The organism is Streptomyces sp. NPDC006265 (assembly GCF_040613555.1).
Classification (GTDB): Bacteria; Actinomycetota; Actinomycetes; order Streptomycetales; family Streptomycetaceae; genus Streptomyces.
Window position 1 is genome coordinate 1 of the sequence record NZ_JBEXSH010000388.1, and the last position, 8,080, is coordinate 8,080.

At 73.1% G+C, this 8,080-nt stretch carries 4 protein-coding genes; 3 read left to right on the plus strand and 1 reads right to left on the minus strand.

Features of this window, described 5'->3' with window-relative positions:
* The coding region (locus ABZ281_RS27550; protein WP_356659691.1) for a substrate-binding domain-containing protein at window positions 1–916 on the plus strand (916 nt) is incomplete at its 5' end.
* Here ABZ281_RS27550 and ABZ281_RS27555 read toward each other — a convergent pair.
* Window positions 904–4,863 (minus strand): glycosyl hydrolase, encoded by a 3,960-nt coding sequence (locus tag ABZ281_RS27555; protein WP_356659693.1) that lies wholly within the window; start codon window positions 4,861–4,863, stop codon window positions 904–906. The genes ABZ281_RS27550 and ABZ281_RS27555 overlap by 13 nt on opposite strands.
* 208 nt (window positions 4,864–5,071) lie before the next feature.
* Between ABZ281_RS27555 and ABZ281_RS27560 the strand changes: the two genes are divergently transcribed.
* Entirely contained in the window at window positions 5,072–6,358 is a 1,287-nt protein-coding gene (locus tag ABZ281_RS27560) for an MFS transporter (protein WP_356659695.1), read from the plus strand.
* Between the two features lie 2 nt (window positions 6,359–6,360).
* Window positions 6,361–7,824, plus strand: a complete 1,464-nt coding sequence (locus ABZ281_RS27565) for an L-fucose/L-arabinose isomerase family protein (protein WP_356659697.1) — start codon at window positions 6,361–6,363, stop codon at window positions 7,822–7,824.
* Window positions 7,825–8,080 lie beyond the last annotated feature (256 nt).

Below are 8,080 nucleotides of genomic sequence, written 5' to 3' on the forward strand. Positions count from 1 at the left end.
CAACGCCCGGACCGCCGAGCGCGTCCGCGTCGCCGTCGCCGCGCTCGACTACGTCCCCCACCCGGGCGCCGCGGGCCTGCGTACGGGCCACTCCTCCGCGATCGGGCTGGTGCTGCCCGACATCACCAACTCCTTCTATGCGCGCATCGCGCGGGGCGCCGCCGACGCGGCCTACGACCACGGCTACGCCCTCGTCCTCTGCCACAGCGGCGACGCCCCCGAGCGGGAGCAGGGCTACTTCAGCATGCTCGTCGGGCAGCGGGCCGTCGGAGTCGTCGTCGTACCGCTCAGCGCCGACCCGAGCCGGCTGGCCCGGCTGCGGGAGCGGGGCATCCCGCTCGTCCTGGCCGACCGCGCGATGCCCGACCGGGAGGGCTGCTCGGCCTCCGTGGACGACATCGCCGGCGGCCGCATCGCCGTACAGCACCTCCTCGACAGCGGGGCCCGCGACATCCTGGTCGTCAACGGCGAGCGCGGCATACGCCAGTGCGCCGACCGCTACCAGGGTGCCCGGCAGGCCGTGCGCAGTCGCCGCGGGGCGCAGCTCGACCAGGTCGTCGCCGAGCGGATGACCGTCGCGTACGGCACGGAGATCGCCCGCGGGCTGAAGGACCTGCCCGACGGGGTGTTCTGCACCAACGACTTCCTCGCCGCCGGCCTGTGCCGGGGCCTGACCGAACGGGGCGTGCGCATCCCCGAGGACGTCCAGGTCGTCGGCTACGGCGACCTCGACGTCGCGACCTTCGGGGCGACGACCCTGACGACGGTCCGACAGCCGGTCGAGGAGCTCGGCCGGGCGGCCGTGGAGATGCTGCTCGACGAGATCGAGGCCCGTGCCGACCACCTCCACGAGACCCGCGTCTTCGCCCCCGGCCTCGTCCTGCGCGACTCCACCCGGCCGCCCTACGGCGACTGATCCCCGTACGGGATCCGCAGCGTCACCGGCCCCCACAGCCCCGACGGCAGCTGGCAGGGGAAGGCCCATACGGTCGGCGTGGCCTGCGCGAGGTACGGCGCCAGCGTGCCCCGGACCGTCACCTCCAGCCGGACGGTTCGCCCCGCGGCAGCGCGCAGCGGGAAGCGGTACGGTGCGCAGAAGGCCTCACCGGCGAACTCCCCGTCGACCGACACCTCCACACTGCCCCGCACTCGCCCGAGATCCAGCACGGGATCGGGCCCGGGCGGCACCTCCACCGCCCGCGCGTACGTCACGCCTCCGCTCCAGCCGCCCAGCCCCTGCTCGCGCCAGTCACCCAGTGCCAGCGGCGCCGGCACGGTCCGCGCCCGAACCGGCCCGTGCCAGGCGGAGCCACCCCGCAGTATCGCCGTGGGCTCGGTGACCACCTCGACCCGGGCCGGTGCCGGAAGCGGCTCACGGAGCGTCAACCGGTCGTCGGCCAGGGGCAGTTCTGCTCCCTGCCCGACCCGCACCCGCGCGGGCAGCGCCAACGGCAGGTCCAGCGACACCGTTCCCGGCGGCACGGTGAACCGGAAGCGCTGCGGCGACGCCCGGACGCCGTCGGTGGACCACGACGGCCGTACGGCACCGCCGAGCAGCGGGCGCCCGTTGAGCCACGCGGTGTCCGGCAGCGGGTGCGGCCGCACGGCGGCGTGACAGTGCTGCAACTCGCCGCGCCTGCAGGTGTCCTCGACGGTCCGGCCCCGCCACGCGCCCGTCCGGGCCTCCCAGCCGGCGCCACTGACCAGGGACGTCACCTCGGACCCCGAAGACGCCACCAGGTCGACGAACACGGCGTCCCGGCCATCGGCGGTGTCGGCCACGACCTCCAGTGTGCGCTCGCCCGCCCCGAGTTCCGGCTCATGGCGGAAGAACATCGGAACGGCGCCCCAGTCCGCCGCGTAGTACTCCACCTCCTCCTGCCGCGCCACCACCTCCCCGTCGAGCAGCACGGTCACCGCCGAGGCGGCACCCACGACCAGCACCGCCCGCGCCTCCCCGGCCGGGACCCGGAATCGCGCGCGATAGGCGACCCGGCCGTCGGGCCGGACCCCGTCGGGCGGACGCATGAACCGTGGCCGGGAGCCGAGCCCGCCCGGCTCGGAGAGGCAGAAGAAGCTGCCGAGCGGTGTACCGGCGGCTGCCGAGATCGTCGAGGGCCGGTCCTGGGCGTCCGACAGCTCGTACTCCAGCACATTGCGGTCCCGGTCCACGGCGACCGGGGCGGAGGCCAGATAGCCGCCGTCGTACGGACCCAGCGGCTCCCCGTTCCACCACACCCGCTTGACCGCCTCCGCGCCGACGTGCAGCTCGGCGGGCCCCCGGCGGCCGCTCTCCACGATGGCCCGGATCCGGGCGGCCGTTCCCCCGACCGGCACGGGAACCCGTACGAACTCCTCGCCCACCAGCCCCTTGGTGCCCAGCAGTCCTCCCTGGTCCGGGAGGCCACGGCTCGACGAGTACACCCCGGTCTCCCAGTCCGAGTCCGGCGGTACGAGGGGGAGTTCACCGGCCAGGACTCGCTCCGCGTCCGCGGCGTCCAGCGGTTCGGGAGCCCGGTCGGGCGACACCGGGGGCAGGACCCGGACCCGGTTGCCGTAGGTGACCCGGATCCGCTCCCACGCCGCGCCCTCGGTCCACTCCATGGTCCAGATCTGCGGCTCCTGAACGGAGGCTCCCGGGGGAAGCGCCAGATCGCCCCAGGCGTTGTCCATCGTGGGCACCAGCCGGCCGTTCCAGCCCGCCGAGAGGTCGACCGTCCGGACCGCCGTCCCCCTCGCGGAGGGAGCTGGTGCCGGACGGCCCTCCCGCCAGACGAGCAGGGCCGCGGGGGCGCCCTCCAGTGGTACCTCGATGGTCGACAGGGCACCGTCGTCGGAGACCGTGGCACGGGCGGGGCCGCGGGAGCCGGTCGCCGGGTTCCATACCTCGGCCTCCGCGACGCACGCCCGGACGGTGACGGACGAGGTGCGGTCGGGATCGGGCTCGGGCGAGGTTCCGGGCGGGCGCAGTGGATGCGCGCCGATCTCGGGGAAGGCCGCCGTGACCAGGGCCACCGCCTCGTTCCCCTGCCGCCGGACGAGCAGCGGTACGTCGCCCGTCGCGTGCCCGGCCGCGTCGGCCACCGCCTCGGCGCCGGCCTCGGGACCGCGTGCCCGCTCCAGCCGGGGGTGCGCCAGCAGGGATGCCACGACCGCATCGTCACCGGCGCGGCCCGCGGCCGTCCCGGGCGGGCGGCCCACGGCCACCACCCGCCCTCCCGCGTCGAGCAGTTCGGACAGTCGCCGTGCCGTCCTCTCCTCCAGCACGCTCGCCGAGGGCAGCAGGACCGCCCGGTACGCCAGGCCCCCGACCCGCAGAGCCCGGTCGGCGACCTCGGCACGCTGGACCGAGTCGTCGTCGACGACGTCGAAGGAGATCCCGTGCCGGTCCAGGGCACCTGCATGCGGCCCCAGCCAGTTGTTCGAGCCGCACAGGTCCAGATAGTGGCGCTGGGTCTCGTCGGCGTCGGCGTGTTCCTCGCCGAGCCGCCCGTCGCCGAAGTGCCGGACGGGTGCGTCCAGCGGGATGAGGGCCTGCATGGTGGTGGTGGGGTGCAGCACCGCCACTTCGGCCGCGTACCCGCCCCACGACATGATCGAGCAGATCCGGGCCACGGTCCGGGAGAACGCCGGATACTGCTTCCAGTAGGGCTGGCGCCAGTCGGTGGACGGCGGCGCCCACTCGAACCAGCCGCCCGCGGTGCCGAAGTAACTGGCGTGCGGGTTGTAGAGGTTGGCGCCGCTGCGCAGGAACGGCAGCAGCCAGTCGTAGGTGTCCTCCAGCGTGCCGCCCCAACCGGAGGAGTGGAACGCCTCGATCCACACGCGCTCGTGGCCGTAGAGGTGCGCCATGGAGGAGTGCACCTTGGCGTCGCCGTGGTGGTCGCTGCCCGCGGCGCCGTACCAGCGGTGGGTGCGGAAGTAGTCGGTGTAGATCTGCGTGGACTGGGCCGGGTAGCCCGCGCGGGCGGGATGGCTCTGGTCGCTGCCCAGCAGCAGACGGCGCTCGCGGTGCCAGGCGGCGAGCGGCCGGAACAGGGCCTCCTCGGTCAGCTGCGCGCGGACCGCGTAGTAGTCGGCGCGGATCTTCCCCTCAGGCACCCCGCAGTCCGTGCCGAACAGGGCCGGCAGGTGGTCGAGCAGGTCGTAGCCGCGCCGGGCCCGGAACTCGTCGGCGAAACGGTGGCTCCAGGCGTTGGTGCCGGGCAGTTCGTCCTGGAAGCTGCCCGCTATGACGCTGCCGAGGTACTCCGGCACGCGGCGGTCGTACTCGTGGTGGACCGTGTCCATCAACAGGCCCACGGCGTGCGGATCCAGGTAGTCGAACGCGGTGGGGACGGCGGTGACGAGCCGTACCTCGGCGCCGTCGGGGGTCGCCAGGTGCCCGCCCGCGTCCAGGCCGAGCCGCCGGCCCTGCCGGGAGTACGCGGCCAGCGGCGTCTCGGCATCCGCAAGGGCGACCACGCCCCGGGAGACGCGCACGTCACGGCAGCGCAGCGCGAGTCCGGCGGCCTCGGGATGACGCCGCGTCACACCGCCCTGCACATTGGCTCCGGAGAACCCGATCTGGTCGTAGAACCACAGCCGCGTGCCCAGTCCGGCGGCGATCTCGCAGGCGTCGGTGAAGCGCGCCCACCACTCCTCGCCGAACCACACCGGATCGTCGGCCCGGGCCCCGAACGTCGGGCCGGCCGGGGCCAGATTGATGACCACCAGGTTGTGGACCCCGCCCTCCGCGAACGCCCGCAACTGCCAGGCGAGTCGTTCGCGGGTCACCTTCGCCCCCGACCACCACCACAGGGGAGTGGGGCCGAAGTCGCGGGGCGGATCGTCGAACAGTCGCCGGAGCTCGGGGGAGATCACGGACCACGATCCTTCCCTGAAACGTTTTCAGGCCACCTTCACCGTAGGCGAGCTGGGGCGGCCACGCCATAGGCCCGTACGGGCGGGGCGATTTCGGCGTCATGTCGCCCCTACGCGCGCGACATCTTGTTGCAACGTTTTTCTCGCCCTATATTCGCTGCGACCAGGCCCCCGGAACCGCGATGTCACCAGACGACGGAGTCGCATCATGGCCGGTACCCGCCCCATCCCCCCACCGCTCTGGAAGGCCGCCGCCCTGTCGGGCATGGCCTCCTACCTCGACGCCGGGTTGATCGTGAGCATCTCCGTCAACCTGGCCATCTACCGTGACAGTTACGGCATGGGCGTGTGGATGGCCGGGGCGATCAGCGCGATCGTCACCGGCTGCATCGCCGTCGGATCCCTCGTCGGCGGACGGTTCGCCGACCTCTTCGGCCGCCGCCGCGTCTACAACTGGGACATCTTCTGCTTCGCGATCGGCGCCCTCGTCATCACGCTCGCGCCGGACGACATCACCCTGCTGGCCGGTGTACTCGTCGCGGGGCTCGCGGCCGGCGCCGACCTGCCGACGTCACTGGCCGTGGTGTCGGACGCCGCGCCCGCCTGGGCCCGGGGGAGACTGGTGGCCTTCACGCAGGTCATGTGGATGCTGGGCATCACGGTCGCCATCTTCCTCGGCTTCGTCCTGTCCACCACGGGCATGACCGGGGCCCGGCTGATCACCGGGCAGCTCGCCGTCGCCGCACTGGTCACCTGGGCCCTGAGGTCCCGGCTGAAACTGCCCGACGCGCCGTCGGAGCCGGACACCGAGGCCGCTCCGGAGAGCATCTCCCTGAAGAACGTGTGGACCCGCGCCGCCCTGGTGCCGATGGCCGCGACCTTCGTCTTCTACGTGACCTGGGGCCTTGGGGCCAACACCTTCGGCCAGTTCGGCACCTACCTGCTCGTCACCGTCAGCGACGCCTCGCAGAGCCTCGCCACCGGGATCAACCTGGCCTTCATCCCGATCGGTGTGCTGCTCACCGTCGCCTTCGTGCGCGTCGCCGACAGCCCCTGGCGCGACCGGCTGTTCCACGTGGCCGCCGTGGTGCAGATCCTGGCCTTCGTCATCGCGTCCCTGACTGCGGGCGCGCTCGTCGGCATGCTCGTCTTCTTCGTGCTCTACCAGCTCTCCAACCCCTTCGCCGGAGAGGCCAACTACAAGGTGTGGTCGCAGCTCACGCTGCCCGCGGACACCCGCGGCACCACCCAGGGCCTGACCTACGCCCTGTCCAGGGGCGTCTTCGCGGTCGCGGCGTTCTTCACCCCGGCCCTGGCCGACCACAGCCCGTCCGTCCTCCTCTGGACGATCACCGCCTGCATGACGGCCTCGGCGTTCGCGGGCGTGTTCATCATCCGCGTCCTGGTCCCGCGCTCCGCGAACGCCGAGCGGTACGGAACGGATCTGCGCGTCCGCAGCACCTTGCCCGCCGGCACGTCCGACAAGGAGCACTGACCATGGCAACGACCGCGGACCGCACGGCCGTACGGGCCGAGGCCCTGCACGATCTGCTCCCGCCGGCCACCCGGCGCCGCACCCGGATCGGTCTGGTCGCCGGCGGACTAGGCACGTACTGGCCGCAGTTCCCCGGCCTCCTCCCGCGGCTGAAGGAATCGGCTGCGTATGTCGCGGGCCGGTTCCGGCAGATGGACGCGGAGGTGACCGACGCCGGGTTCGTCTCCGACGCCCGGGAAGGCGCCCGCGCCGCCGAGGAGTTGCGCAGGGCCGACTGTGACCTGATCGTGCTGTTCCTCACGACGTACCTCACCTCCTCGATGGTGCTGCCGATCGCACAGCGCGCGCACACCCCGGTGCTGGTCATCGACCTCCAGCCGTCCGAGAGGATGGACCACGTGACCTTCGGCACGGGGGACTGGCTGGCTTACTGCGCACAGTGCTCCGTCCCCGAGGTGGGCAACGTCTTCCGCCGTGCAGGCATCCCCTTCCGGTCGGTGTCGGGCTGGCTGCACCAGGAGTCCGCCTGGCGGCGCATCGAGCAGTGGATCCGGGCCGCCCACATCCGGGCCGCGCTCCGGCATGCCCGGCACGGCCTCATGGGGCACGTCTACCCCGGCATGCTCGACGTGCAGACCGATCCGACCCTGCTCGCCACGACGTTCGGCTCACATGTGGAGGTCCTGGAGTTCGACGACCTGAGGCACCGCGTGGAGCAGGTGACGCAGGCGGAGACCCGGGAGCGGATGGCGCTCGCCCGCCAGGTGTTCACCCTCGACGACAGCGTGGTGGAGGAGGACTTCGCCTGGGGCGCGACCGTGTCCGTCGCCCTGGACCGGATGGTCGCGGACTTCGAGCTCGACAGCCTCGCCTACTACCACCGCGGCCTCGACGGCGAACTGCACGAGCGGCTCGCCGCCGGCATGATCCTCGGCGCCTCCCTGCTGACCGCGCGGGGCGTGCCCGCGGCGGGTGAGTACGAACTACGCACCTCTGTAGCCCAGTTGGCCTCCCAGAGCGTCGGTGCCGGAGGCTCCTTCACCGAGATCCAGGCCCTCGACTTCGAGGACGGCGTCGTGGAGATGGGCCACGACGGCCCCGCCCACCTCGCGCTCGGCGCCCGCGACCCGCTGCTGCGCGGCCTCGGCGTCTACCACGGCAAACGCGGCTGGGGCGTGAGCGTCGAGCTCGACGTCCGGCACGGGCCCGTCACCCTGCTCGGCCTCGGCCAGGACGCCGACGGCAGTCTGTCCTTCGTCACCTCCGAGGGCGCCGTCGTACCGGGACCGCTGCTGGAGATCGGCAATACCACCAGCCGGGTCGACTTCGGCCGCGACCCCGGCGAATGGGTGGACGCCTGGAGCGCCACGGGCGTCGGCCACCACTGGTCCCTCGCGGTCGGCCACCGCGCGGCCGACTTCCGGGCCGCCGCGAGCCTGCTGGGCATCGATCACCGGCAGGTGTGACGGGCCGCACCTCGCCGAGGACGGGTGTCGTTCCCCACCCGGATGTGGGTGCGGGCACCGATGGGGGCGGGCCCGGGGCCCGTATGAGGCTGGCAGCACCGCCCGAGCCCGTCGCGCTCATGGTCATGGCCGCGGCCTCGGGGTCCTCGGACCCATCGCCGCCGGACGCGCGCACCTGCTCGCCCGGGCGCTCCGGGCGGGCCAGGGCTCCCCGCCCCGCCGCACGGCCCCGGCGTGCGACGTCGGACCCGAGAAC